Source organism: Bradyrhizobium sp. USDA 4502, assembly GCF_054063355.1.
Map to the genome: position 1 here is coordinate 9029839 of NZ_JBSSGF010000001.1, position 22295 is coordinate 9052133.

The 22295-nt window shown below is 62.3% G+C and carries 17 protein-coding genes, 1 tRNA gene and 1 pseudogene; 9 read left to right on the plus strand and 10 right to left on the minus strand.

Annotation, left to right across the window (positions count from 1 at the left end; all coding sequences use genetic code 11):
* Positions 1-576: 576 nt before the first annotated feature.
* A complete protein-coding gene (locus ACVW1B_RS42165) occupies positions 577-1452 on the plus strand; it encodes a L,D-transpeptidase (protein WP_456822973.1) in 876 nt (291 codons plus the stop codon).
* 1236 nt (positions 1453-2688) lie between these two features.
* Here ACVW1B_RS42165 and ACVW1B_RS42170 read toward each other — a convergent pair.
* From ACVW1B_RS42170 to ACVW1B_RS42195, 6 genes are all read right to left on the minus strand, one after another.
* Positions 2689-3501, minus strand: a complete 813-nt coding sequence (locus ACVW1B_RS42170) for a phosphotransferase (RefSeq protein WP_456822974.1) — start codon at positions 3499-3501, stop codon at positions 2689-2691.
* 177 nt (positions 3502-3678) lie between these two features.
* Entirely contained in the window at positions 3679-4488 is an 810-nt protein-coding gene (locus ACVW1B_RS42175) for a phosphotransferase (RefSeq protein WP_456822975.1), read from the minus strand.
* Positions 4489-4666: 178 nt separating this feature from the next.
* Positions 4667-5686 (minus strand): hypothetical protein, encoded by a 1020-nt coding sequence (locus ACVW1B_RS42180; RefSeq protein WP_456822976.1) that lies wholly within the window; start codon positions 5684-5686, stop codon positions 4667-4669.
* 413 nt (positions 5687-6099) lie between these two features.
* Entirely contained in the window at positions 6100-6507 is a 408-nt protein-coding gene (locus ACVW1B_RS42185) for a hypothetical protein (RefSeq protein WP_253604095.1), read from the minus strand.
* A gap of 444 nt (positions 6508-6951) precedes the next feature.
* Positions 6952-7848, minus strand: a complete 897-nt coding sequence (gene rpoH, locus ACVW1B_RS42190) for an RNA polymerase sigma factor RpoH (RefSeq protein ID WP_024581019.1) — start codon at positions 7846-7848, stop codon at positions 6952-6954.
* A gap of 216 nt (positions 7849-8064) precedes the next feature.
* The gene (locus tag ACVW1B_RS42195; protein WP_244435987.1) at positions 8065-9084 is read right to left on the minus strand and encodes an RluA family pseudouridine synthase; all 1020 of its coding nucleotides are present in this window, start codon (positions 9082-9084) and stop codon (positions 8065-8067) included.
* A 21-nt stretch (positions 9085-9105) separates the two neighbouring features.
* Between ACVW1B_RS42195 and ACVW1B_RS42200 the strand changes: the two genes are divergently transcribed.
* From ACVW1B_RS42200 to ACVW1B_RS42210, 3 genes are all read left to right on the plus strand, one after another.
* Positions 9106-9441, plus strand: a complete 336-nt coding sequence (locus ACVW1B_RS42200) for a hypothetical protein (RefSeq protein ID WP_028333161.1) — start codon at positions 9106-9108, stop codon at positions 9439-9441.
* 126 nt (positions 9442-9567) lie between these two features.
* The gene (locus ACVW1B_RS42205) at positions 9568-10215 is read left to right on the plus strand and encodes a QcrA and Rieske domain-containing protein (protein WP_253604091.1); all 648 of its coding nucleotides are present in this window, start codon (positions 9568-9570) and stop codon (positions 10213-10215) included.
* 67 nt (positions 10216-10282) lie between these two features.
* The gene (locus ACVW1B_RS42210; protein WP_225159733.1) at positions 10283-12013 is read left to right on the plus strand and encodes a methanol/ethanol family PQQ-dependent dehydrogenase; all 1731 of its coding nucleotides are present in this window, start codon (positions 10283-10285) and stop codon (positions 12011-12013) included.
* A gap of 177 nt (positions 12014-12190) precedes the next feature.
* Here the strand turns inward: ACVW1B_RS42210 and ACVW1B_RS42215 are convergent, their stop codons facing one another.
* Genes ACVW1B_RS42215 through ACVW1B_RS42225 form a run of 3 tightly spaced genes read right to left on the minus strand, consistent with a single transcriptional unit; the run spans position 12191 to position 15287 of the window.
* Positions 12191-12463: a hypothetical protein gene (locus ACVW1B_RS42215; RefSeq protein WP_310879708.1), complete on the minus strand. Its 273-nt coding sequence runs from the start codon at positions 12461-12463 to the stop codon at positions 12191-12193.
* A 54-nt stretch (positions 12464-12517) separates the two neighbouring features.
* The gene (locus tag ACVW1B_RS42220; RefSeq protein ID WP_225647995.1) at positions 12518-14833 is read right to left on the minus strand and encodes a xanthine dehydrogenase family protein molybdopterin-binding subunit; all 2316 of its coding nucleotides are present in this window, start codon (positions 14831-14833) and stop codon (positions 12518-12520) included.
* 1 nt (position 14834) lies between these two features.
* Positions 14835-15287, minus strand: a complete 453-nt coding sequence (locus ACVW1B_RS42225; protein WP_028333166.1) for a (2Fe-2S)-binding protein — start codon at positions 15285-15287, stop codon at positions 14835-14837.
* 585 nt (positions 15288-15872) lie between these two features.
* Between ACVW1B_RS42225 and ACVW1B_RS42230 the strand changes: the two genes are divergently transcribed.
* Positions 15873-15947 (plus strand) — tRNA-Glu (locus ACVW1B_RS42230).
* Positions 15948-16136: 189 nt separating this feature from the next.
* On the opposite strand, the pseudogene ACVW1B_RS42235 reads toward ACVW1B_RS42230, so the two are convergent.
* Positions 16137-16589: pseudogene (locus ACVW1B_RS42235) on the minus strand (tyrosine-type recombinase/integrase); the annotation flags it as partial.
* A gap of 9 nt (positions 16590-16598) precedes the next feature.
* Between ACVW1B_RS42235 and ACVW1B_RS42240 the strand changes: the two are divergent.
* The 4 genes from ACVW1B_RS42240 (at position 16599) to ACVW1B_RS42255 (ending at position 22132) form a co-directional block, all read left to right on the plus strand.
* Positions 16599-17000, plus strand: a complete 402-nt coding sequence (locus tag ACVW1B_RS42240) for a hypothetical protein (RefSeq protein WP_456822977.1) — start codon at positions 16599-16601, stop codon at positions 16998-17000.
* Positions 17001-17654: 654 nt separating this feature from the next.
* On the plus strand, positions 17655-18002 hold the full coding sequence (locus ACVW1B_RS42245) for a hypothetical protein (RefSeq protein WP_456822978.1): 348 nt from the start codon (positions 17655-17657) through the stop codon (positions 18000-18002).
* A gap of 118 nt (positions 18003-18120) precedes the next feature.
* A complete protein-coding gene (locus ACVW1B_RS42250; protein WP_456822979.1) occupies positions 18121-20667 on the plus strand; it encodes a hypothetical protein in 2547 nt (848 codons plus the stop codon).
* Positions 20633-22132 (plus strand): hypothetical protein, encoded by a 1500-nt coding sequence (locus tag ACVW1B_RS42255; RefSeq protein WP_456822980.1) that lies wholly within the window; start codon positions 20633-20635, stop codon positions 22130-22132. Before ACVW1B_RS42250 ends, ACVW1B_RS42255 begins: the two co-directional genes overlap by 35 nt.
* The last annotated feature ends 163 nt before the right edge of the window (positions 22133-22295 follow it).

Consider the following 22295-nt stretch of genomic DNA (forward strand, 5'->3'; position numbering starts at 1 on the left):
TCGGGCACGAGCAGCACTATCTCATTTTCCAAGACCCACATCGCGCGAAGCTATGAGCATACCGGCTCTATCCGAAGCAATCCTCCGGGTGGGCTTTTCGACAAAGATACATTCCGGTGCGTAGGGGTTAGTGCGTCTCTTGGTGGGAAAATTACTGGCACCACGGTCTGCGAGTCCATTGACCGCGACGGTGATAAGCGACTTTCGTACTTCTCGACGTCAGAAGGAAAGGTAACCAGAGAGACAGTCGCGGGGACTGGGAAGTACGACGGCATGGTCATGACCGCAACGATACAACCCTTAGGGCCTTTCCCGGTCATCAAAGAGGGAACCTTTCAAGACTGCAATCACCAGACTGGTACCTATACATTGAAGTGATGTTGCATCTTTGCGCGAGGGCCGCCTTTGGGCGGCCCTTGCTTTGCCCGAACCGGCGATCGAATGTGGACGATGGGTGTTGCAGCACAGGGGCTGGCGTTAACGACGCTTGGCGATTTCCAGCCTGGGCGACATCGCTTCGAAGCTTGTTAAAATTTGCCGGATACCCCTTCCGGGCACAGCGATCAGGGGAGAGGTATGGGTAAGCGGGCCAAACGTGGAAAGACCGAGACGCTCGCGCTACCAGTGGCCGGAAGAGTTGTAGTTGGCGTCGTGGCCGCTGCCGCATTGGGGTACGGCTTGCTGTGGCGGCCGGCGAGCGTTCAACCGATACGGAAGCAAGCCGCGCACCAGGTGCCGGCACCATCTAGTCCTGCGCCGTCGACTCCCATTCACGTAGCGGCGGCGGTTCAGGCTCCAGCGCCAGCTCCGGTTCCGATCCCGGTCGCCGCGCCCCGGATCGAAACACCAAAAGCCGCTGACGCTCCCGGAAAATTTGCTCGGCAGGTGGTTGACTACGTCAGTCACCAGCCGCCGGGCACCGTCGTCATCGATACCGGAAACACATTCCTCTATCTGGTTCTGAATGGCGGGCAGGCGATGCGCTACGGCATCGGTGTCGGCCGCGAAGGTTTCACATGGTCCGGTGAACAGGTCGTGGCCCGCAAGACAGAGTGGCCGGATTGGCGTCCGCCGGCAGAGATGATTTCGCGCCAGCCTTATCTGCCGCGGTTCATGGCGGGCGGCCCCGGCAATCCGCTCGGTGCCCGGGCGATGTATCTGGGCGATACCGAATACAGAATTCACGGCACCAACAAGCCCGATACAATCGGGAAGCGGGTTTCGTCCGGCTGCATCCGGCTCACCAATGACGACGTCACGGACCTCTATGATCGGGTGAAAGTCGGCGCGAAAGTGATCGTGCTTCCGGCACCCGCCGCCCATCGACCATCCCCGGGCGCGCTGCCCGACGCCGCCGTCTCATCGCAGGAACCGGCGTCGCCGTCGAGCCGGCCCTCGGCAGTCAACGCGCAACCGCAGGCTTCTCGATCGAAGATGGCCGACGCCCAGTAACTCAATTCTTCTGTCCCAGATCTACAACTTGAGAAGCAGCCCCGTTCAAAATGGGCTGGGTGGCCGCACCGTAACCTGCGGCATGCCAGGCGTCGGTGCGCTGTATGAGACCGTATGATCGCGTGCGTGGGGCATTGGTAGTAGCGCGCTGCAGCAACAGCGGTTTCTTGTGGATCAAATTCGGGAAAGTCGTAGCGTCGTGAGTAGAGGCTGTGCCGCTACAGCCTTCCAGCCCCGGCAGCCCCAGCTCACCCCCTGAGCTGGGGCTTGCTTGGTTCCTCGTTCGATGGTCGATCGGGATGGATGGCGTCGAGTACAGCCTGATAGCTCTAGCGATCGTTTTCTTCGTCGGCGGCGCTCTTCTGCTCGGATGATCAGCGCTACAACCCCCACACCATCGCGACGGCCAAGAGCACCAGCATGCAGGGCCCGCGGTCACAGCCGTCCTTTCGCGTTAGGGATCACGTCTCACTGAGCACATCGTAAATCGGCAAATGCCCGCGGCAATTGCCATTCCGAACTATTCGTCACCAACAGACTGGCAGGCAAATCGCGTGCGCAAAAGTAGTAGCGCGCCGCAGCATTGCGGTTCGTAGTGGATAGAAACTGGGAAAAAGGCGCAATGTAACGTCGTGGGCGGAGGGCGGCCGCTACAGCCTCCGAAGCCGCGTCAGTCCCAGCTCAATCCGCCTTCCAGCTGGGCGCACCGGACGGGGAGGGAGATCTCATGAGGGCAGCGCTCTTGGCATTATCGCTCGTTGGTCAGCCGCCCGTACAAATTTCAGACAGTGTTCCCAACTTCGACATCAAGTCGCTTTGCGCGGACGTTTCCGTTGACGATAAAGCGTCGGGACTTCCCCAGGACGCGAGCAAGTGCGTGAGTGACGAGGCGGTTGCGCGGCAGCAGCTAAACTCGATCTGGCTAACTGTCCCGGCGGGACCGCGAGAAAGTTGCGAACTCATGGCAGGGTCAGGGCAAGTACAAAGCTATGTCGAACTCCTCATTTGCTTGAAGATGATTGACTGGGACTCGCCATCGACAGTGCCCTCTCAGAGGCCCAAGCAAGGTTCGAAAACGCCAGGCAATTGAGCGCCGTTCGATGAATTGCGACGGAGCGCTGTGAAGCGTGCGGAGAGAGGTCACCATCATGTTGGCCGATCAAACGCACGGACCGGCAAAATGAAATGGCTCCGATCTGGCGGCCAGACCGGAGCCATACGCGCGACCAGAACAATTCAGTCTCCCGAGCGCAGTGCCGCTTCGATGCGCTGGATCAGCTGCTCCCGCAGCGAAGGCACCGCGTTGCCGAGAACGGCGAAGGTGCGGACGATGGGCAAATACGGCTCCATTGCCGCCGTTAGATCCGCGAGAGACATGCCGTTGAGCCGGGCATATTCGGATTGCGCCGCCGCATTGGTCGCGCGCGGCCGCTCCGGATTGTCGGCGACTTCCGGCCCAAGCTCGGACAGGATCACGCGCAAGAACCCAAGCTCGAGGACGGCGGGCCCGCGCATCGCGCTGACCCAGTCGACCAGCTTTGGGCCTTCCGCTGTCATGATCACGTAACCGGGGCTCAGGTCGGTATGGCAGAGCCCGTCGCCCGGCGGCAAGCGATCGATCAGCGCGAGGATTTCAGTGGCGATGTGCTTCGGTAGCTTGCCGTCGTCGTGCTCCAACTGAGCCTCCATATACTCGCGCATGGAGAGGACCTCCGGCGGCAGGGGCGTCTTGTGAATGGACATGGCAAGAGCCGCGACGATCGCGCCGGCCTGTTCGAACGTCACCGCGCCGGTTCGGGTTAGCTGCAGCAGGGTCGGTCCGTCGAGGCGCTGCAGCACGATGCCGAAGCGCCCGTCCAGGGTCACCTCTCCGAACACCTCCGGCACCGGAGCGCCGGCAGCGTGGACGGCGCGGATCATGTGCACCTCGAACCAGGGCATCCGCCGCGGCAAGCCGGGCTTGAACAGTTTGACGACTTGCCCCGGCGCCCAGGCGTAGGCTTCGGAGTAGGCGCCTTCACCGATCTTTTCCCCCAGCGATCCCTGCATCTTTAGCTCCCGTGTTGCTGTGACCCTCACCCTATGGTCACTCGTCATAGGCGGAGCGAAGCGACGCCGTTGTTCGAACGGCCATGGCCGGGCATGCCGCCTTCGCTGAAGCTTCGGCGGCCGAGCGAGTATGTCGGCCCGGCGTAGCCTTGGCGTAGGCGGGATGACCGGGAGTAATCACCCCGCCGGGCGCAGGGCCGCCTCGACGCGCTGGATCAGCCGCTCCCGCATCTCAGGCATGGCCCCGCCGAGCAGGAGGAAGACGCGGACGATCGGCAAATAGGGCTGCATCGCCGCCGTGAGCGCCGCAGGGGCTATGCCGGCCAGCCGCGCATACTCCGCCTGCAGAGCCGAATTGACCGTGGCCCGCTCCGGATCGTCGCCGTGTTCCGGGTCAAGCTCGGCAATCAGGACATGGCACTGTGCAATCTCGTAGGCGGCGGGCGCACGAGCCGCGCCGAGCCAGTCGATCAGTCTCGGACGCTGCGCCGTCATGATCACGTTGCCGGGGTGAAGATCGGAATGGCACAGCACGTCATCGGGCGAGAGGTGCTCGATCAGCGCGAGGACGCCGGTGGTGATGCGCTCCGGAAGCACGCTGCCGCCGAACCGCAATCGGGCGTCCATCGCCTTGCGCAGCGAGAGTGCGTCCGGCGGCGGTCGCGTCTTGTGGACGGCAAGGCAGAGCGTCGCGAGGATTGCGCCCGCTTGTTCACGCGTGATGGCGCCGGTGCGCGTAGCCTGCGTCAGGGTCGGCCCATCGAACTGCGGCAGCACGATGCCAAAGCGGCCGTCCAGGGTGACTTCGCCGAGCACCTCCGGCGCCGGGCCGCCGGCGGCGAAGACCGCGCGGGTCATTTGCATCTCGTGCCGGACGACCCACTGCGGGATACCTGGCTTGGACAATTTGACGACCTGACCGGGCGCCCAGGCGTGGACATCAGCGAAGACGCCTTCACCGATCTTTTCCCCCAGCGATCCCCGCATGCCCGTTCTCCGCCGTGCAGAGGAAACACCGGCGGCGAGCAAAAAGGAACCCCTCCCGTCGCGGGGCCGCCGGACACCATCGCTGACGGCCTGCGTGACCATCGAGAACGCCGGGTCTTCGAGGTGAACCGGAAGTCCCTCGGTAGCGGCAAGGCTTTGGCGAGTCTCGTCCGAGCCTTCAGCTCGGTTCAATCCAATGGGAAGGATTCGAGACGTACATGGTTCCTCGCGTCAAGAAAGCGGACAATTCAAGTCCCACACCTAAAAACGGCAAGTCGAGCACAATGACGCCCGAGCCCTTGGCTGCCTCGAATCCTCCGTACAGCGTGTGGAGTGCATTTCTCACGTTTTGAAGTAAGCCAATAGCCGTAAAGGTGTTACGCGTATTCAGCGCGGGTGCCACGTACCTGCCGTTTTTCAAGCCATCGATGAAGTACTTGCTGTTATGGATCGATTGTAGTGCCGATTTCGAGATCAGCTTTTCGGTAAATGCGACATTGACGCCCCAGTCATTCAGGGGTTCACGGTGCAACTCATATGGAACGCTGAAACCAAAGCCGATAACAGCAACGGCCCCTCCGCTGCCTCCAAGACCCAGTCCCCACCGGCTGCTAATAATCTGGAGATCAAAGGTCTCCAAATCTCCCAGGTTCACGACGTACGCGGTCGTGCTCTCGATGCCGCCGATCAACAACTGTCCGCCAGACTTGACGCCGAAGCCAAGCCAACGTTTGAAGAACTTGCGTTCCTCCGGATAAAATTGAGGTTTCGGTTGAGGCGGCGGTGGTGGCGGTGGCGGTGGTGGATTTGGCTTATTCCAAACTGAGATGATCACACCACGCCAGGCTTCGTTTTCCACCCCATCCATTTCACCTGCATACTTGGCCGCGCGTTCCCCTTTCGCCACCTCGAGCGCAACTTTGAAATTGTTGGGCACTTGCTTGCGAAGCAAATCAATTACAGCCCGCAGCCTATTCTGCGACAATTCCATGTTGAAATCGTCGCTGCCGGTACGACTCGCAAGTCCTATAATTGTAAGGCTTCCTCCGCTCCTCAATCTTGGAGCGACGACACTGATCAGCCAATTGGAATGTTCCGGCTTTATGGCGAACTTGCCGACTTCGAAGTTGAATAACTTCGCCGCAATCGTATCCGGTGCCTGCGATCCGTACTCCTGGATTTTTCCAGGTGATGCCATGTTGACTATCTCCCAACGGAGAGACCGACTGCGGAACGGGTAGGACCCGGATTGAAGTATCCGCGTATCAATATCCGCGCATCAATGGGTCGCTTTGGAGTTTATGCCGGTTCATCGTCGCCCTCGGATTTCCCGTCAGTGACTTGAAGGTGCCGTCGAAGTCGGCGAAGGCGAAGCCATAGGACACTCCGTGGTTTTCGGCGGAATGAGCTCGCGCGGCAGTGGGCGAGTAGGGCCGCGTACTCCATTAAAATCCAGGACGCCTGCTTTCGGGGACGAAGCGGAAACCCGATCCGAGTTCAGGGATATCGCCTTCTGGCCCGAAGCGGTCCTGCACGCGGATGGCGCGCCGTCGCGTGCGCCATCCGCTCCTGCAATCTGTCTCTTGCTATCTCTTGCGAAGAAAGAGAGCCTCAGGCCTTCAGGTCCGTGATCCGCATGATCGCGACCACATTCCCATCATTGTACGCCTGCTCTTTTGTTTCCTTGTTGCAGGTCCAGACAAAATTCTTCTTGCCCGTAAAGGTCTTTCCCTCCTGTTCAAGCCGAAGCTCCCCTTCGGTGATATGGCAGATCATGGCATTCATCATCGGGGGGCCCATGGTCTTCGATCCCGGCTGCATAATGACATCGCGCATTGAGACCGTCTTAAATCCTGGGATCAGGGATGGTGTCTCGCCTTCATATTCACGCAACACGACACCTGGCCAAGGTGCCGTATCCTTGTAGCCCGTGGCTTGAGCCTCGGCGGGCTTGATCATGGCAGTCGAAACCGCTGCCAACGCGATTCCCAGTGCGGACCTTCGATCGACCTTCCTCATCGCTTTTCTCCCGACGTTACCGAACGAGCGGCCGCAAATGCAGCGCGCAAAGTTCGTGGTGAACGGTGGTGCGAAACCGAAAAAAGAACGGCCTCTAGGAGAGCGTGTGCCTGCCGATAGCACCTGTGCTGCTCGTTTGCCCGGACGGTGATTTCGGCACGTCCCGCTTCAAGGGCCGTGACATTCTACGTCACCTGACGCATCCGGGGAACAGGTAGCGTTGCACGAAGACACTGCAGCCTGTCGGGAAGGTCCGAAACTGGCCCCTTAGCCGACATGACCAAGCGCGCCTCGCTTGTACCGAGGCTGATGCGGACATTCGTCGGCAGGCGGATTGATGGCTACACGCCCCGGATCGAGGTGCGTGCCGAGCACCACTTTGCAAACAACAAAAAAGCCGGCGTTGCCGCCGGCTTTCGTGTCTGTTGGCTCGCTGCTGCGCGATCAGTGCGCGGCTTCGAGCGCGGCTTCCTGCCGGGCAATCGTGCCCTTCACGGCCGACTGCACCTTCTCGAACGCGCGGACCTCGATCTGCCGCACGCGCTCGCGCGACACGCCGAACTCGGCGGCGAGGTCTTCCAGCGTCATCGGCTCATCCGCCAGACGCCGCGCCTCGAAGATGCGGCGTTCGCGCGGGTTGAGCACGCCGATCGCACCGTTCAGGGCCTGGCGGCGATGATCGAACTCCTCGCTCTCGGCCATCAGGGCTTCGGCGTTGGGCGAGTTGTCGACCAGCCAGTCCTGCCATTCGCCGGCTTCGCCGTCGTCGCGGATCGGGGCGTTGAGCGACGCGTCACCGCCGAGGCGGCGGTTCATGTCGATCACGTCCTGATCGGTCACGCCGAGGCGCTTGGCAATCAGCTTGACCTGGTCGGGGTGGAGATCACCCTCTTCCAGGGCGGAGATCTTGCTCTTCGCCTTGCGCAGGTTGAAGAAGAGCTTCTTCTGGTTCGCGGTGGTGCCCATCTTCACGAGCGACCAGGAACGCAGAATGTACTCTTGTATTGACGCCTTGATCCACCACATGGCGTAAGTGGCGAGACGGAAGCCCTTCTCGGGCTCGAATCGCTTCACCGCCTGCATCAGGCCGACATTGCCTTCCGAGACGACCTCGGAAATCGGCAAGCCGTAGCCGCGATAGCCCATGGCGATCTTGGCCACGAGCCTGAGATGGCTGGTGACGAGCTTATGCGCCGCGTCGCGATCGTCATGCTCGCGCCAACGCTTGGCGAGCATGTACTCCTGCTGGGGTTCCAGCATCGGGAACTTGCGGATCTCGGCGAGGTATCGAGAGAGGCCGGATTCTCCATTGAGGACCGGCAACGTAGCTGTACGGGCCATTTGAGCGCCCTCCAGTGGTTCAGGCCCCCGATAGCGGCGGGCCCGGCAGGTGGCCGCTGGGTTAAAGCCGGCCATGCTGCGATGTTCCGCGCTGGATATTCAGCGCAGGTGCAACATACACCAAACTGTCCGTGATAGGGAAGGATTGCTGACGTCACGTCCCCGTGTGGCAGGTATAACCTGTTGTCATAACGCGGCTTTTCCGGAAGTGGTGCGTCATACCGCCGCTTCCAGCGCCCGTTGCAGAAGAAGCAAATCCTCCGGCAAAGGCGCCTCCCAGTGCAAAAGTTCTCCGGTCCGGGGGTGCTCCAATGCCAGCAGATAGGCGTGCAGGGCCTGCCGGCCCAGCGCAGTGAGTGTGTCCTTACCTTCCGCGCCGAGCTGCCCGGCCTTGGTCTTGAAGTGGGCGCCGTAAACGCTGTCGCCGAGCAGCGGATGGCCGAGATGGGCGAGGTGCACCCTGATCTGATGGGTCCGCCCGGTCTCGAGCCGGCACGCCAGCAGCGAGGCGACCGGCTTGCCGTCGCGGCCGGCGAAGCTCGAGAGCACCTCGAAATGCGTGATCGCCTCGCGGCCGCCCTGGCGCACCGCCATCTTCTCGCGGGCGTGCGGGTGGCGGTCGATCGGCGCGTCGATCGTGCCGTGGGGCCGGTTCGGCACGCCCCAGACGAACGCCATGTAGCCGCGCTCCATCGGCCCGGTGCGGCCATGGTCGGCGAACTGCGCGGTCAGCGACTGGTGGGCGTGGTCGTTCTTGGCGACCACCATCAGCCCCGTGGTGTCCTTGTCGAGGCGGTGCACGATGCCCGGCCGCTTGACCCCGCCGATGCCGGACAGGCTCGAGCCGCAATGGGCGATCAGCGCGTTGACCAGCGTTCCGCTGGCGTGGCCGGCGGCGGGATGCACGACGAGGCCCCTCGGCTTGTCGATGACGATGATGTCGTCGTCCTCGAACACGATATCGAGCGCGATGTCCTCGCCCTGCGGCTCGGCGGGCGCGGCCTCCGGCACGTCGATTATGATCGTATCGCCTTTGGCGACATGATAAGCGGGGTCGCGGACGACGGCGTCCTTGACGGTCACGGAACCTGCGAGGATCAGCGCCTTCAGCCGGGACCGGGACAGCTCGGGACTGCGCTGCGCGAGCACGCGGTCGAGCCGGGCCGAGCCCTCGTCGCCGGCGACGACGACCTCCAGCTTCCGACCGCCATTCGAAGAGACTTGTTGCGAAGACACTTGCAAAGATAGAGCCTTGTGATGACCGACACCGCTGTGACCGAACCGACCCCCGACCAGGCCGCGCTGATCGCGCGGGTGCGGCGCATGATGCTGATCGCGGGCCTGACCTCGGCACTGGCCGTGGCCGTCGTATTGATTGCCATCGGCTACCGCCTTTATCGCAGCGAGGGAAGCCCCGTTTCCGTTTCCGACGTCACTGCTGCGCTGCCGAAAGGCGCGCGCATCGTCGCCACCGGTGTCGCCGGCGAACGATTGGTCCTCACGCTTGACGTGGGCGGTGCAACAGAGATTCGCACATTTGATGCAAAGACGCTGAAACCTGTCGGCAGGCTGAGCTTCGTCAACGAGCCCTGATCGCAGCAATCGCGAAGCCGCGCCGTCGATCAACCCAAAGCTGCAGCGTATTTTTTGCGCATGCGTTCTCGCATCGAGAAGGTGTGCCGCCATCTTTTCGGCCGAGTTGCACGTTCAGCTTGCGCCATGTCGCAAGCCAACTCCAGCGCTTCGATCGAACAGTCCGGTGAATCCGATGCGGCAGGGTCGTGCGCCGACCCGACGCGCCGCGCGGTGTTGACCGCGCTCGCAGGCTGCGCCTGTCTCGCCGCGATCGAACCAGCCGCCGCCGATGATGAAGAACAGCCCGGTGCCAGCGAGCGGCCGCAAAAAGCCGATCGGCTCGTGCGCGCCGAAGGCGACAAGGCCGGCCAGGTCATCAAGTCGGAAGATCTGACCTTGGGCGGCCCGCCCATTCGCGCCTGGCCGCAGGACCCGAACACCTCGGTCGTTCGCAAGGGCTCGCGGCTGAACGAGGTCGTGCTGGTCAAGCTCGATCCGAGCGAACTCGACGATGCCACGCGCGCCCGCGCCCCTGACGGCATCGTCTGCTACTCGGTCATCTGCACGCATGCCGGATGTCCGATAACTGCCTGGTTGAAGGAAGAGCAGGGCGACAAGAACGTCCTGAAATGCCTCTGTCACAACTCCGAATACGATCCGCGGCAGAATGCGCAGGTCGTGTTCGGGCCGGCGCCACGTCGCCTCGCGGCATTGCCGCTGACGGTTGCCGACGGCGCGATCACGGTCGCAGCGCCATTCGTCGGAAAGGTGGGTGCTCAGCAGGGAGGATGAGGCCACATCGGGATTTCTGCATGACCTAAACTGAAAAAATCAAAACAGAGCAGGGAGGTAGCATCTCATGACAAGCAAGCAGTGGTTACTGTCGAGTTGTGTCGCATTCACGTGCCTCATTTCGACCTATGCCGTCGCGGGGCCGATCGAAAACTACAGTTCGGTGACCTCGGCGCGGCTCGAAAATCCCGAACCCGGCAACTGGATGCTGTATCGCCGGACCTATGACGGACAGGGGTATAGTCCGCTCAACCAGATCAACACCTCCAACGTCAAGGGCCTCAAGCCGGTCTGGACTTTCTCGACCGGCGTCATCGAGGGCCATGAGGCGCCGCCGATCGTCAACAACGGCGTGATGTTCGCCGCGACCCCGATGGGCCAGGTGATCGCGCTCAACGCCAAGACCGGCGAGGAGTATTGGCGCTACAAGCGGCAGCTTCCCGACGATCTGTTCCAGCTGCATCCGACCAGCCGTGGCGTCGGCCTGTGGCAGGACAAGGTCTACTTCGCCACCACCGACGACCACGTCGTCGCGCTCGATGCCAAGACCGGCAAGGTGGTCTGGGACACCAAGGTCCAGGACTACAAGAAAGGTCAATACCTGACGCTGATGCCGCTGGTGGTCGACGGCAAGGTGATCGTCGGCGGCTCCGGCGGCGAGTTCGGCGTGCGCGGCTATGTCGTCGCCTACGATGCCGAGAGCGGCAAGGAGCTCTGGCGCACCTTCACCATCCCCGGCGAGGGCGAGCCCGGGCATGAGACCTGGAGCGGCGACGACTGGAAGTCGGGCGGCGGATCGGCCTGGATGACCGGCACCTACGACAAGGACAACAAGACGATCCTCTGGGGCGTCGGCAACGCTGCGCCGTGGCCGGGCTCGGCTCACGCCGGCGACAACCTCTACACCAGCTCGGTGATCGGTCTCGATCCCGAGACGGGCAAGATCAAGAAGCACTTCCAGTATCACCAGAACGATTCCTGGGACTGGGACGAGGTCGATGCGCCGATGCTGGTCGACCTGCAGCGTGACGGACGGTCGTTCAAGAGCCTGATCCACCCGGGACGCGACGCCATCTTCTGGGTGCTCGAGAACAAGCCCGACAAGATCAACTACGTGTCCGGCTGGCCGTTCGTGAAGACCAACGTCTGGAAAGGCATCGAGGCCGAGACCGGCCGGCCGATCGTCGATCCCGAGCACAAGCCGGTGATCGGCAAGCGGGTCGAGTTCTGTCCGTCGCTGTGGGGCGGCAAGGATTGGCCGTCGGCGGCGTACAGCCAGAGCACCAAGCTCGTCTACGTTCCCGCCAACGAGAACTTCTGCGGCGGCTTCACGGGCGAGAAGCAGCCGCTGGTACCCGGCCAGCTCTGGCTCGGCACCAAGCCGGAGGACATCGGACTGACGCCGGCACCGAACGCCGACCATTTCGGCGAGTTGCAGGCGTGGGATCCGGCCACCGGCAAGAAGGTCTGGCAGCACGACTTCAAGACCTCGCAGCTGTTCGGCTCGGTGACGGCGACCGCGGGCGATCTGGTTCTCGCCGGCGGCACCAACGACCGGATGTTCCGCATCTTCAACGCCAAGACCGGCGAGCTGTTGTGGGAGCAGAAGACCAACTCCGGCATCATGGCGATGCCGATGTCCTATGAGGTCGACGGAACGCAATACATCGCGGTCCAGTCGGGTTGGGGCGTCGACGCGCAACGCATCCAGGATGCACTGGCCGGCAAGGTCAAGGGCTTCGAGAACAACGTCCCGCAAGGCGGCGTGATCTGGGTGTTCGCGCTCGACAAGAAGTAAGGCACGATCTGAGCTTCGGTCCTGATTGAATGAGGACCGAAGCTCCGGCTTGTTATGACGCGTTTTCTTCAAGCGTAACGGTGTTCGTTTCGCTCGAAAGCGCTTCTCACCGATAGGGGGCGATGCGATCGGGAGGCGGCGGATGGGGAGACCGCCGCTTCCCGGTCCGCGCTTGCTTTATTTGCCCTTGGTATCGACCTTCCGCTTCTCGTCGTCGTTCATCTGCTTGATCGTGGGATCGCGGTTGGCCTCGCCAGTGGTCTGGCCGGTGGTCGCTGGCGGCCCGCTGCTCGGAACCGAGCTCTGGTCGGGCAGCACCCGCGCCGGACGGGTCGCCGTCGCGCTTGGCGGCGAGGCGGTCTGGGCAAGCGCCGTCTGTGTCGCAAAAAGCAAGACGCCCGCGGACAGGGTTGCCGCGAGTGTCCCGAATGTTTGAGGTGGGGTTCTCATCGATCTGCTCCCGTTGATCGATGAGAACGACCTATCTCGCCTGACGTTCCAGCCTCACGTCTCCAGCTGCTTGCCGATCGGAAGAGCGCGGATGCGCTTTCCGGTCGCGGCAAAGATCGCGTTGATCAAGGCCGGCGCAAACGGCGGCACGCCGGGCTCGCCGACGCCGCTCGGCGGGGTGTCGGCGCCGGGCGGCACGATGTAGACGTTGGTGATCACAGGTGACTCGTCCATCCGGATCACCGGGAAGTCGTCGAAATTGCCCTGCTGCACCTTGCCGTCCTTGAAGCTGATCTCGCCGTATTTGGCGAGACTGAGCCCCATGATCGCAGCGCCTTCGATCTGCGAGTGGATCCGCTCCGGATTGACGTAAGTGCCGCAATCGATCGCGGTATCGACCCGCGGCACCGAGAACTTGCCCTTGTCGTCGACCGCCACCTCGACGATGGTCGCGATGTAGCTGACGAACGAGCGGTGCACCGCGATGCCGAGGCCGTGGCCCTTCGGCACCTTGCGGCCCCACTCGCCCTTCTCGGCGACCAGCTCGACCACCTTGCGCAAGCGCGCGGTGTCGATCGGGTAGCTGTCATAGGGCTCGCCGTAGTTCCAGGGATCCTTCACCGAGGACAGGTTGACGATCCGCGGGCTTCCGATCAGCTCCAGCAGCATCTCCTTCTGGTCGCGGCCCGTCGCATGCGCGATTTCCCCGACCATGGATTGCACCGCGAAGGCGCGCGGGATGTTGGAGACCGAGCGGAACCAGCCGATCCGCGTGAACGCGGCCGCTTCCGGATTCTCGCACTGCAAGTTGGCGATCTCGAACGGGTTGTCGATCAGGCCCATGCCGAGCTCGAACGGCGCTTCGTGATTGGCGCCGGCGGCGAAGGTCGAGGCGATGGTCGGCGCCACGCTGCGGTGCCGCCACGCAATCACCTTGCCGCTCTTGTCGAGACCGGCCTCGATCCGCTCCACGGAGACGGTGTGCAGGAAGTCGTGATGCACGTCGTCCTCACGGGTCCACTGCACCTTGACCGGCGCGCCGAGCTCCTTCGACAGCAATGCCGCCTCGAGCGCGAAGTCGCATTTCGACTTGCGGCCGAAGCCGCCGCCGAGCAGCGTCACGTTGACGGTGACATTGTCCTCGGGGATGCCAAGCGTCTTGGCGACATCCTCGCGGGTGCCGCCGGGGCTCTGCACCGGCGCCCAGATCGTGGCCTTGTCGCCCTTGACGTCGGCCACCGCGACCGGCGGCTCCATGCTGACATGGGCGAGATGCGGCAAATAATATTCGCCCGTGATCACCTTGTCGGCGGTCTTCAGGGCCGCATCGGCGTCGCCTTCCTTACGCACCACGAGGCCGGGTTTTCGCGCGGCCTCTTCGAGGGACGCGCGATAGGTGACGGAGTCGTATTTGGCGTTGGCGCCGTCGTCCCAGACGATCTTCAGCGCGTCGCGGCCCTTGATTGCGGCGCCGGTGTTGCGCGCGATCACGGCCACGCCGCCGAGCGGCTGGAACTTGGACGGCCAGGGCCAGCCCTTGACCTCCATCACCTTCTCGACGCCCGGCACCTTCTTGGCCGCACTGTCGTCGAACGACTTGAGCTTGCCGCCGGTGACCGGCGGACGCGCGATGACGGCGTATTTCAGGCCGGGCAGGCGGACATCGGCGCCATAATTCGCCTTGCCGGTGGTGATGTCGTGCAGGTCGACGATCGAGACCTGGCCCTTGCCGAGATAGCGGAAGTCCTTGGGGTCCTTCAGCTTGAGGCCCTCGACGCTCGGCACCGACTCCTTCGCGGCGTCGGCCGCGAGTTCGCCGAAGCCTGCCTTCCGGCCGCTCGCGCTATGCACCACTTCGTGGTTCTGCGCCTTCACCTCGGTAACCGGCACGCCCCATTTCTTGGCGGCGGCGGCTTCCAGCATCGAGCGCGCCGAGGCGCCGATCTGGCGCATCGGGATCAGATAGTGCCGCGTGCTGCGCGAGCCGTCGGTGTCCTGATTGCCGAACTTGACCTCGTCGCCGTGCGCCTGCTGGACATGGACGCGCGACCAGTCGGCCTCCATTTCCTCGGCGACGATCAAGGGCAGGCTGGTGCGCACGCCGGTGCCCATCTCGGAGCGGTGCGCCAGGATGGTGACGATGCCGTCGGGGGCGATCGCGACGAACACGCGCGGATCGACCACGACGCCGTGCGGCATCTTGCCGGCGCCGGTCTCATAGGCGAACGCCTGGCGCGTCATCACGGGCGCGGCGAGCACGAAAGAGCCGGCGATGCCGAGCCCCTTGAGGATGCTGCGGCGCGAAACGTTCTCGACCTTCACGTGCTTCTCGAAGCCGCGAAGCTTGCTGGGGTTGGTGCGGATATTCATGTCATACCCCCGTCGATGCGAGATGGACGGCATTCTCGATCCGCTGGTAGCAGCCGCAGCGGCAGATATTGCCTGCCATGGCTTCGCGGATCTGGTCGTGGCTCGGCTTCGGGTTCTGGTCCAGCAGCGCCGCGGCCTGCATGATCTGGCCGGCCTGGCAGTAGCCGCACTGCGGCACGTTGACCTGGCGCCAGGCCTTCTGCACCGGATGGTCGCCGGTCGGATGCAGCCCCTCGATGGTGGTGACCTCGCGGCCGACGACGTCGGACACCGAGGTGATGCAGGCGCGAACCGCCTCCTTGTCGACGATCACGGTGCAGGCGCCGCACAGCGCCTGGCCGCAGCCGAACTTGGTGCCCGTGAGGCCTGCTTCGTCACGGAGATACCAGAGCAGCGAAAGATCCGGGTCGCCGTCCCAATTCTGTTCCTGGCCGTTGATTTTTAGTTTGATCATGGTCTGTCCTCGCTCTGCTTAAGCTATTGACCTGTGCGGCGCGAGGTGCGGAACGTCTTCCATGGCCTGCGACCGCGCTGATGTTTGTTGTGCCAAGATATTCGTGAGCCAAATCTGCCGTGCGCCAAGGCCGTCAAGCGCTTGCGCTTTGTTCCAAGCACTCCTCTCGCTTGTCCGGCGCCGTGCGGGGCGCAGCATGGTGAAGGGCTGCGATGTTAGCAGAGACGGACGCCGGGTGACTTCACAGCCAAGTGTTTTGCATTGCCATTTGGCGAAAGCAGGGCCGTGCACGACGACGACATGACATCTCAGGGTGGCCATCATGCAATCGCGCGGGCGGTGCCACTGTAGCGTGCAGGTGCGACGCGCTCGGCAAAGGCACGCGCGGCATCTCGCCCGGCCTCGTCTTCCCGGGTGCGCGATTGCACACCTGAGGGCATCGCGCGGCGATGAACCCGGAATCCAGCGCTATGGCGCCGGATGCCCCCGGGGGCGTTCGTAAAGCATGCGTGACAAAATCCCCGCCGCAATGCACAAGGCATCTTGCGGCGGCCGGATTTCAAGGCTATTGCCTTGCCTCTCAACGCTCCCTTCGTCTAGCGGTTAGGACGCGGCCCTCTCAAGGCTGAAACAGGGGTTCGATTCCCCTAGGGAGCGCCAGCCTGAGACCTTTCGACTTGCTTTCCCTTTCGTTTTCGGCGTTTTCCCCAAACCTGCGGAAGCGGTTTGGGAAATCCCGTTCGCGTTCCGTCCTTCAAGCTTGATCACCGCGTCTTCCGCGAGGGCCGCCTGATCAGCCTCCTCCGTATAGCGCTCAGCTTCAGCTAGCGTCGTGTGTCCGAGGACAGCCATGATCATTTTCGCCGTTGCGCCGGCTTCGGCGAGCAAACGTCCGGCGGCTTTCCGTAGACCGTGCGGCTTGCAATCGAGAGGCAGTCCGGCCTTCGAGATAGCGTCGCGCATCCATCCACTGAAACCATCAACGGTGAAGGACTTGCCATAAGCAGTCGTAATGATCACGACGCGTTGCATGTCATATGCGTTGAGCGCTTCGACGGTGTCCCGATGCAACGGGATGAGGAGCTCGCGCCCAGTCTTCTGTTGCTTTATCCTGATCTTGCGTTCTGGCGTGATGTGCGTCTGCGCCATCCTGACTACGTCGGAGCGACGCTGACCCAGATTGAGGAACAGGTGAAACGCAGTGCGCTGCTTGGTCCCGAGCGGCCAGCATTTTTTGAATTGCTCAATTTCGTCGTCGGTCCACGACCGAATTTTCTTGATCTTCGGCCGCTTGATACCCAATGACGGATCATGCTTCAGCCATCCGATATTGATCGCGTGACGGATCAGTATCCGGAGCTTCTTCAGTGTATCGAGTGCCGCACCTGGGCGATTCGCATAGGGTTGAAGGATGCCAGTGATGATGCGCTCGCGCGAGAGCCCGGCGACTGTGCGATGACCGTGTTCGATCCGGAGCGTCTCAAGACGGCCAATGTAGCCCGTCTTGCTCGTGTCACGGAGGCCAACGTATTCGGCGCTCTTCATGTAGGAGGCGATGAGCGCCGCGATAGTGCCAGGCGCGGCCGGCACAAACCGATCTCGGACCGGTACGAATTGGCCGAGCAACGCGGCTTGGTATGCCACCATAAATTCTTCGCTCGTGGGATCATTCGGCAAACGAGAACGGGGTCCTTTGCCGCGACGAAACGATAGATACGTATGGCCCTTGACGTGATTACGCTCGACGTAAGGCGGCAGCTTGCGGGGCATCGACATCATTCCACGTGTCATCAACGCGAGCATTATTGCCATCGGAAGGCAGTTCATCAATGGCGATGTCGAGTTGACGGACATCCCAAGCCCGACGCCGCTCCCCAAGCAATCGTGCTCGGGGCATTTGGCCGTTCTTCACCATCTCATCAAACGTGTTGGGTGACACGCAGACGTAGGCGGCCGCGGCTTCGCGACTGATGAGCCGTGGTGCAAGTGATGGCGGTAGCGCTATTTGCCGTGGCATCGCGATGCCCTATGACAGGCGATCCATTCCGCCGATCTGTGCATCGCAACATGAAGGTGGTTGGCTCGTCCAAGCAAGGGCGCGCGGTCCGATTCGGAAGCCCATGCGTGCAGTGGCGCACAAATCGGATGGTAGCGCGGGATAATGCATGTTCAGCCCCAAAATTTCTCGTCGATGAATGTCGGGCCTCTGAAGGAACAGAAGAGGCTCCCGCGCGAGCAGGTCGGTCAGGAAGGCATGGGTCGCAAGAGCTGACGTGACAATCAGGATCCGAACGCTGCTGGCTGGTAGGGATGAATGACACGTACGCACCAGATCGCCGATGAGGTCAGCGTCGCGACTGCGTCGACATGCTGAACCTCCTCTATCACGGGGTCGCGCAGCAAACCGTCGACGAGAAAGTCTACGCCAAGCTCTCCGAGCGCACGCGGAATCGCTTCGATATCTTCGGCACGTTGCCGGACGTCATTGACGACGACTGGATCGAGGACGAGGAGGAACTGGAGGCCCGCCTGAGGGAGTACACAGAGCGGCGGACCCGAGCGAATGCGTTCGACCTGCGCTATGCCGGTGACGTGACTCCGAAGGGCGATCGCTGGGAGCTGTGCGAGAAGGTCCTGACGCGCCACGACGTGAAGCAGAGACTATCGCGGGGATGGGGTGAGCGCGAGCGGTCCGAGGCCGTCGTTACCTCGTAGCGACGCTCTCAGCGTTTCCGCCAAAAAAATTGGGGGAAAGTAGTTGGATCGACACTGGTCATGGCGTCTTGTTCCTGTATTGTTCCAAGCCTCCGATTCCTAAGCCGATGGCACTCCGATGTCCCACATCCAGAGCGTGCGTGAGCTTGCGTCGATCTTCAGCCCAAACAACGAGGCGCGGCCTACCGTGCTGCTCGGTGCCGGCGCTTCCTTCACCTCGGGTGTTCCGCTGGCGGACGAAGCCGTACGGCGCATGGCGCGGCGGTATTTCTCCGAGCGGATCTTGGGCGGAAACGTCCTACCCGAGCAGGTCAAGACGTCGGAGTGGAGAGCGTGGCTGAACCAGCAGTCCTGGTTCATCAACGATGAGAATCGATTCGCCGACAATTTCCCGCTCGCGGTCAAACATCTTCTTCAGCCCCAGGCCTATCGGCAGAAGGTTCTGCTCGATCTGGTCCAGCCCACTGAAGACGTTGGGATCGGCTATAGGGCGCTCGCGGAACTCGTTCTGCGTGGGCTTGCCGGCACGCTCCTTACCACCAACTTCGACATCTGCCTGCCCAAGGCGCTGAACGACAAGCGCCCGCATCTCCACTCGGTTTCGGAGGTCAATCGAGCACCGGGCGACTTCCGGGAATTCGACATCTTCAACCGGGCGCAAGTCGTTTGGCTACACGGAAAGGCCGAGGGTTATACCGACAAGAATTTGGCCGAAGAGGTCACCTCGCTCGATTCCAAACTCGTCAGCCTGCTCTTTCCCCTGCTGCAGTCCACTCCGCTGGTCGTCGTCGGGTACAGGGGGGCGGAACCTTCCATCATGGAGTGCCTGCTGGGCGATGCCAGCGATCTCGCGTTCAAGAAGGGCATCTTCTGGTGCCAGCGCGCCGGCGACAGTCCTCACCCGAACGTCCTCGCGCTCCAGGCCCGGCTTGGCGGCAACTTTCGGCTCCTCGAGATCGACGGCTTCGACGAACTCTTTCGCGACCTCGACGTCTCGCTCGCCGGTCAGCAGAGAAATTTGGGCTCGCCGGCGGCCGGAGGCGAAGTGTCGTTCGACGACCGGCCGGCGGCGACGGCTACACTCGCAGATCTGGATCTGGACCTCACGCTCCGCACCGCGATCGAGTATGCCAGAAAGCTCAAGCTACGCGAGCCGACGTCCGCGACGCTCGCGGCGTTCCTGCGCGAACACGGACTTCTGGTCGAATGCGATGGAGCGCAGAGGCCGACCAACGCCGCGATTCTTCTTTTCGGTGCGGAGCCGCAGCGGTTCTTCCGTCACGCCGTGGTCACCGCGACCGTCGACGGAAAAAAGCGACAGGTCATTGAGGGCAACCTCATCAAACAACGGAACGATCTTCTGGACTGGATGGGCGACAAAGACGTCAATCCTACGATCAAGGTGAAGACGGTCGGTCGTCACGTAGAGAGACTAGCCTATCACCAGCGAGCTCTCATCGAGCTGGTGGTCAATCTCCTGGTCCACCGGGACTACGAAGACCCTCGTCCCTCCGCGATCGACGTCGAACCGGGACGGAAGATCTCCTTCTCCAACCCCGGCCGCCCCTCCCAGCCGCTGACGGAAAAGCTCCTCATCGGAGACGACGGAATGTTCGAACCCGTGAGCGAACTGACGTCGGTTCGCAACAGGGCGCTGTGCGACATCTTCTTTGGCATGAGCGCGATGGAGCGCGCTGGGACCGGTCTGACCGATGTGGCCCGCTACGCACGCGACGGAAGCGGCCAGGCGGTGTTCAAGTTTCCGCCCGGCGACGACAGCTTCCGGGCCGAGATCTTTCAGCCGACCTCGTCCGGGCGTATCGCCGGCGTCGCCATCGACACTCGGCCGATAGGGACCTACATCGTCAACCTCCTGCCATTCGCGGCTCTTCCCGAAGCGGTTTCGCGCGTCAAGGTTCGAGGGACGCTGCGGGAGATCGCGCAGGCTGTCCCACTCGAAGAGGCCGGGACGGTCCTTCTTTGGAGCGGCGAATTATGGTCCCTGGCTCCGCCCGCCGTCCTCACTTCGGTTCTTCGTCCAGTCATGACCGACGGGAAAGTGGTGGTCACCGAGCGTCCGGACCTCGAATCCGATTCGGATCTGGCGCGGGTGTTCACGTGGTTCCTTCGCAAACACTTCGAGGGACAACTTGTGCGGTTGAAAAGGCATGGCCTCATGATCGAAGCCGGGATGAAGTCTCAACGGCGCGCCTATTTTGTCGGCGTCAACAAGGGTCCCCGCAAGTACGTGTACGACACCCCGACCCGAAAGAACGTGCCTCGCGAGGTCGTCAAGCAGAGAAGCGACAAGCCGCCGGTCTGGTTCGAGAACGAAGGTTTCGCCTACGACGTCGCGCGCGTCGGGTCGCTGTGGGGCGTGCGTCTCAAGCCGTTCTACATGTTCACGGGACCGGACGCTTCCGTACCCCTGCCGGGATACGCGAGGACGAAGCGCGCGAGCCGACGCATGAAGTTCGACAGGAATCAGGCCGTCGACGGCGACCTCGTGTTCTGGGGACGGTTCATCGCGCAGGGCACCCCGGCCATCAACCTGAGCCAGGTTGATGCACAGGACATCCTGCTCGAGGGTTCATTCCTGTCGATAGACGTTCCCGAGGAAGGACTGATCGATGACGATCGCGATCAAGATCAAGTGCCTGCCTGAACCAACGGTTCAGTTCAACAACGGACATGAGGACGTCGATCCGCGGCGTGCCCTGGTCGCGCACGGTCCCGTCGACAATCGCGGCCGGCGCTTTCGGCTTGGTCTCATTGGCTTGGCTTCCGATGTTGCCGCCGCGCGCCGATGGATCGGCGACATCGATCTGTTCCGTCCGGCTAAGGAGAGGAACGCGCGGCGCTACCGCGATTGGCCGGGAGCGGCACGTGCGCTGAAGGCGAAATTCGAGATCGACGATCAGTTCGTGCGCGTCCTCGACGACGGCACTTACGATCGCCTCTTCAGGAAGCCCATCGGCGCCGACGCCTTTGAGACGCTCGTCGAGATGTTCGAAGGTCCGATGGTCACCATGTTCGGCGACGCCCGTCCGGACTGCATAGTGGTCTGCATTCCGGACGAACTGGGCGACCTCAGAATCGAGAATCCTGGTCTCTCGGCGAGAGAGCGGCGCGCGCTGGAGATCTTGAAACAGGAGGAGGAGAGCGCACAATTCGACCTGTTCGCTCCGAGCGAGGAAGACCTGGCCGAAGCCGAAGCGCTGCGGACCAGCGCTGAAGATCTACTATTCCGGACATTCTACCGGGCTCTGAAGTCGAGAGTGCACAAGTACGACAACGCGGTGCCCATCCAGATCCTGCGGCGGAGCACGATTGAGCGCAACGACGATACGGGCCAAAGCCAGGCGACGAGAAACTGGAATTTCACCACGGCACTCTACTACAAGGCGGGTGGATTGCCCTGGCGTCCGTCCGGCCTTCCGGAGGGCGTCTGCTTCGTCGGCGTATCCTTCCATCACCTGAAGAAGCGCGGTGGGCACCTCGTCTACGCCAGCGTCGCGCAGGCGTTCTCGTCCGACCATGAGCCCTTCTGTCTGAAAGGGGCACACATCGGCCACGAACAGCGGATCGACCGGCAGCCCTACCTGAACGAGTCCCAAGCCTACTCTTTGATGAAGGACGTCATGGAGGGCTATCGCCTCCGAACAGGTCTGCTGCCCAAGAGGATCGTGGTCCACAAGACTTCGATCTATCAGTCCGACGAGGAAAAGGGATTCCGTCGCGCAGTTAGAGGTTCTGTGCCCGGTTGCGACCTGGTCTGGTTGCGCCAGACGCCCTTCCGTCTCGTCCGCAAGGGCTCTGAAGAACCGTGGCGTGGAACGCTGTGTCAAATCGAAGGGGAGTCGTTCCTCTTCACCAGCGGATATGTTCCTTGGTGGGAGGAGTTTCCCGGTGCGCACATTCCGTCGCCCATTCAGATCGGATCGGCAGGCGACACGGATATCGAGGCCCGAGCGCGTGAAATCCTGCTGCTTTCGAAGATGAATTGGAATTCGAGCGACGGAATTACTCGGCTTCCGGTTACGCTTCTATTCGCCAAGCGAGTCGGGGAGATCATGACGGAGTTGTCGGACAACGTCGCTCCAAATCCCTCATTCCGGTTCCATACCTGAAGGATTGCGGTCGGCAGATCGCACTTCATAGAGATTCTTGAGACGGCTGCTCCGGGAAAATCTCCAACGAGCGGCGCAGATACTCGGCAGCGTGGTCGGGGGCGCCTTCCTGCAGACGGGCCGGCGCGGTTCTGAATCGCCGAACCGCTAGTCCAGCATAAAG

What these genes read in the sequence shown, in the direction of transcription:
- ACVW1B_RS42165 (WP_456822973.1), top strand. Translation starts at nt 577, where the DNA reads ATGGGTAAGCGGGCCAAACGTGGAAAGACCGAGACGCTCGCGCTACCA.
- ACVW1B_RS42170 (WP_456822974.1), bottom strand. Translation starts at nt 3,501, where the DNA reads ATGCAGGGATCGCTGGGGGAAAAGATCGGTGAAGGCGCCTACTCCGAA.
- ACVW1B_RS42175 (WP_456822975.1), bottom strand. Translation starts at nt 4,488, where the DNA reads ATGCGGGGATCGCTGGGGGAAAAGATCGGTGAAGGCGTCTTCGCTGAT.
- ACVW1B_RS42180 (WP_456822976.1), bottom strand. Translation starts at nt 5,686, where the DNA reads ATGGCATCACCTGGAAAAATCCAGGAGTACGGATCGCAGGCACCGGAT.
- ACVW1B_RS42185 (WP_253604095.1), bottom strand. Translation starts at nt 6,507, where the DNA reads ATGAGGAAGGTCGATCGAAGGTCCGCACTGGGAATCGCGTTGGCAGCG.
- rpoH (WP_024581019.1), bottom strand. Translation starts at nt 7,848, where the DNA reads ATGGCCCGTACAGCTACGTTGCCGGTCCTCAATGGAGAATCCGGCCTC.
- ACVW1B_RS42200 (WP_028333161.1), top strand. Translation starts at nt 9,106, where the DNA reads ATGACCGACACCGCTGTGACCGAACCGACCCCCGACCAGGCCGCGCTG.
- ACVW1B_RS42205 (WP_253604091.1), top strand. Translation starts at nt 9,568, where the DNA reads ATGTCGCAAGCCAACTCCAGCGCTTCGATCGAACAGTCCGGTGAATCC.
- ACVW1B_RS42210 (WP_225159733.1), top strand. Translation starts at nt 10,283, where the DNA reads ATGACAAGCAAGCAGTGGTTACTGTCGAGTTGTGTCGCATTCACGTGC.
- ACVW1B_RS42215 (WP_310879708.1), bottom strand. Translation starts at nt 12,463, where the DNA reads ATGAGAACCCCACCTCAAACATTCGGGACACTCGCGGCAACCCTGTCC.
- ACVW1B_RS42220 (WP_225647995.1), bottom strand. Translation starts at nt 14,833, where the DNA reads ATGAATATCCGCACCAACCCCAGCAAGCTTCGCGGCTTCGAGAAGCAC.
- ACVW1B_RS42225 (WP_028333166.1), bottom strand. Translation starts at nt 15,287, where the DNA reads ATGATCAAACTAAAAATCAACGGCCAGGAACAGAATTGGGACGGCGAC.
- ACVW1B_RS42240 (WP_456822977.1), top strand. Translation starts at nt 16,599, where the DNA reads ATGCTTCAGCCATCCGATATTGATCGCGTGACGGATCAGTATCCGGAG.
- ACVW1B_RS42245 (WP_456822978.1), top strand. Translation starts at nt 17,655, where the DNA reads ATGCTGAACCTCCTCTATCACGGGGTCGCGCAGCAAACCGTCGACGAG.
- ACVW1B_RS42250 (WP_456822979.1), top strand. Translation starts at nt 18,121, where the DNA reads ATGTCCCACATCCAGAGCGTGCGTGAGCTTGCGTCGATCTTCAGCCCA.
- ACVW1B_RS42255 (WP_456822980.1), top strand. Translation starts at nt 20,633, where the DNA reads ATGACGATCGCGATCAAGATCAAGTGCCTGCCTGAACCAACGGTTCAG.